The organism is Lysobacter enzymogenes, assembly GCF_017168095.1.
In the GTDB taxonomy this organism is placed as follows: Bacteria; Pseudomonadota; Gammaproteobacteria; order Xanthomonadales; family Xanthomonadaceae; genus Lysobacter; species Lysobacter enzymogenes_D.
This window is the reverse complement of record NZ_LXSD01000385.1, coordinates 14,870-17,132: the sequence shown is the minus strand read 5'-3', so window position 1 is coordinate 17,132 and position 2,263 is coordinate 14,870. Positions and strand designations below refer to the sequence as shown.

At 69.1% G+C, this 2,263-nt stretch carries 2 protein-coding genes; both read right to left on the bottom strand.

All coding sequences use genetic code 11. From position 1 onward, the window contains the following. Positions 1–854 (bottom strand): ABC transporter permease (locus tag A7A76_RS15740; protein ID WP_206412071.1); only part of this gene is annotated, 854 nt, incomplete at its 3' end. 10 nt (positions 855–864) lie between these two features. Further along, positions 865–1,758 (bottom strand): ABC transporter ATP-binding protein, encoded by an 894-nt coding sequence (locus tag A7A76_RS15735; protein ID WP_206412070.1) that lies wholly within the window; start codon positions 1,756–1,758, stop codon positions 865–867. Between the last annotated feature and the right edge of the window lie 505 nt (positions 1,759–2,263).

Genomic DNA, 2,263 nt, shown 5'->3' with positions numbered 1-2,263 from the left:
GCGGCCGGCGCCGCCGCGGGCCTGGCCTTGCGCCGCAGCCAACCGCGGCCGGTGCCGGTGCGCTGCGGCTTGAACAAGGCGAACGCAGCGGCGGTCATCGCCAGGCCGATGCCGACCCACAGCACGCGGTTGATCAGCAGATAGCCGGTCAGCTCGGGCAGGCGGCTGTTGAGTTCGGGCGCGGTCCAGTAGCGGGTGGCGCGCCCGAACGCGGTCATGCCGAACGGATCGAGCAGCGAGGCCAGCGCTTCGTTCTCCAGATCGCCGACCAGCGCGCCGGCCAGCGCCTGCAGCAGATAGAAGCCCATCACGCCCAGGTACACCACCAGCAGGCTGCGCCCGGTCACCGCGAGCAGGGCCAGCAGCGCGCCGATGAACACCAGGTTCGGCAGCACCAGGACCGCGAAGCTCCACAGGTAGGGATACAGCGAGAACGGCCCCAGGCGCTCGGGATCGATCCACGGCATCGCCGGCGCGATCAGCAGGCCCAGCGCGACCATCGCGTAGACCAGCAGGCAGGCCAGCATCGCCCCGGCGAAGCGCCCGATCAGGAAATCGCGCTTGCGCATCGGGCTGGAGAAGAACAGGTCGGCCGTGCCCATCTCGAAATCGCGCAGCAGCGCGTTGGATACGAACGCGGCGATCGCCAGCAGGCTGAGCAGGCTCATGATGCCGAAGAACGTCGCGATCGTGGTCGGCGCGTTGCGGTTGATGTTGCCGATGCCGCCGCCGACCTGCACCGCGTCGCTGCTGGCGGCGGCGAACGCGATCAGGCCGAACAGCACCGCCAGCACCCACAGCAGCGGCGAGCGCAGTTGCTGGCGCAATTCGAAGCGGAAGAATTCGTAGATCATCGCCCGGCCCTCACGCCGCGACCCGCGCCTGCTGGCGCAGGCGCTGGAAGTACACGTCTTCCAGGCCCGGTTCGACCCGCTCGAAGCCGTCCTCCGGCGCCTGCGGACTGAACACATGGATCACCGGCTGGCCGCCGACCAGGCGCGTGGACAGCACGGTGAAGCGGGTCTCGTAGCTGTCGAGCTCCGCCTTGGCCACCTGCTTGCGCCACACCTGCCCGGCCAGCGCGGCGATCGCCGCGTTCGGTTCGCCGCTCAGCAGCACCCGGCCCTTGTTGACGATGGCCATGCTCGGGCACAGGTCGGTGACGTCCTCGACGATGTGGGTGGACAGGATCACCGCGACGTTCTCGCCGATCTCGGCCAGCAGGTTGAGGAAGCGGTTGCGCTCCTCGGGATCGAGCCCGGCGGTGGGCTCGTCGACGATCACCAGGCGCGGATCGCCGAGCAGCGCCTGGGCGATGCCGAAGCGCTGGCGCATGCCGCCGGAGAAGCCGCCTAGCTTCTGCTTGCGCACGTTCCACAGATTGACCTGGTGCAGCAGGGCCTCGACCGTTTCGCGCCGCTGCTTGCGTTCGCTCAGACCCTTGAGCACGGCGAAATGATCGAGCAGATCCAGCGCGCTGACCTTGGGATAGACGCCGAAATCCTGCGGCAGGTAGCCCAGCAGCCGGCGCACCGCGTCCTTCTCGCGCAGCACGTCGATCACGCGGCCGTCGGTTTCCAGGGTGACGCTGCCGCTGTCGGCTTCCTGCAAGGTCGCCAGCGTGCGCATCAGCGAGGACTTGCCGGCGCCGTTGGGGCCGAGCAGGCCGAACATGCCGCGCGGGATGTCCAGGCAGATGCCGTCCAGGGCGCGCACCCCGTTGGCGTAGGTCTTGGTGAGGTCGCGGATGGTCAGCATCGGCTGTGGTCTCGGTCAGGGGCGGCGAACGGAATCCGGCCCGGCGCAGGCGCAGGCCTGCGGCAGGCTCGCCACGATGCTATCGATGGCGCCGGGGCCGACCATGGCCGATTGGGGGGGATGACCGATGGCAGGGCGCGGCGTGGAGCTGTCCGGATCGGCGCGGCGAAGACGATCCCGATGCGACTGGCTGCCCGGTTTCGCGGGAGAGCGGGATGAAAGAGGCGCCGCGGATTTGGAAGGGACGCCGCGCGGTCCGCCTACCGTCATGCCGGCGAAGGCGGGCATCCAGGGCTTCACCGCGGGATGGCTCTGAAGTCTCTGGATCCCCGCCTTCGCGGGGATGACGGCTTGAAGAAGCGTCTCGAAACCCGCTATCGCCCAAACCGCGCACCCGATCCACCGTCATGCCCGCGGAGGCGGGCATCCAGGGCTTCACCGATGCATGGCTCTGAAGTCTCTGGATCCCCGCCTTCGCGGGGATGACGGGGTGAGAGAGGTGCCG